The sequence below is a fragment of the Roseicyclus sp. genome (genome assembly GCF_052168335.1).
GTDB lineage: Bacteria > Pseudomonadota > Alphaproteobacteria > Rhodobacterales > Rhodobacteraceae > Roseibacterium.
The window spans coordinates 1-1045 of sequence record NZ_JBQLZP010000592.1; the positions used below are offsets into that span (position 1 = coordinate 1).

Below are 1045 nucleotides of genomic sequence, written 5' to 3' on the forward strand. Positions count from 1 at the left end.
GTGCCACCTTCGTGCCGACCCGGGCGACGGTGTTCGCGATGATCCACCCCGACGACCGCCAGGCGGTGCTCGAGGCGGGCCAGCACCTGCGCCGCACCGGCGAAGGGGCGACCACGACCTTCCGGATCATCCGCCCCGATGGCAGCATCCGCTGGCGGCGCGCCGTGTCGGGGCTGGAGCGGAATGCCGAAGGCGTGCCGGCCGCGCTGATCGGCGTCACCCAGGACGTCACCGACGAACGCGCCGGCCGCGAACAGCTGGAACGCCAGCAGCGCTACCTCGAGGCGGCGCGGCGGGTCGGCCATGTCGGCTTCTACTGGCGCGCGATCGACAGCGACACCTATACCTGGACCGAGGAGATCTACGCCGGCTACGGCGTCGATCCGCAGCACTTCACGCCGACGCGCGCCGCCGTGCGGGCGATGACGCATCCCGAAGACCTCGCCGTGATCGACGCCGCCTCGGCGCGGCTGCTCGACGTCGGCGAGAGCGGCACGGTGACCTACCGCATCATCCGGCCCGACGGCGCGGTGCGCTGGCGCCGTGCCACCGCCGGCATCGAGCGTGGTCCCGATGGCGCGCCGATCGGGCTGGTCGGCGTCAGCCAGGATGTGACCGAGGAGGTCGAGCGGCGCGAGCAGCTCGAGCGCCAGCAGCACTTCCTGGATGCGGCGCGCCGGATCGGCAGGATCGGCTTCTACCGCCGTCCGCTCGACGGCAGTCCATCGACCTGGACCGAGGAGATCTACCGCGACTTCGGCGTCGATCCCGCGACCTTCACGCCGACGCGGGACGCGGTGATGGCGATGGTGCATCCCGAGGACCGGGACGAGCTGCGGGCGTGGATGGGCCGGGTGGGCGAGGGCAGCGAAAGCCGCGGCCATACCTACCGCCTGATCCGCGCCGACGGGCAGCTGCGCTGGCGCCGCGTCCTCGCCGGGCTGGAGCGGCGCCCCGACGGCACGCCGATGGCGGTTGTCGGTGTCGCACAGGACGTCACCGAGGAGATGGAGGGGCGCCAGCAGCTCGAACGTCAGCAACGCTT

Annotated in this window: 1 protein-coding gene; it reads left to right on the forward strand. The window is 72.4% G+C overall.

Going from position 1 to position 1045, the window contains the following annotated elements; all coding sequences use genetic code 11:
- Positions 1-1045: PAS domain-containing protein (locus ACTS11_RS18195; protein ID WP_442641705.1), on the forward strand; the 1045-nt coding region annotated here is incomplete at both ends.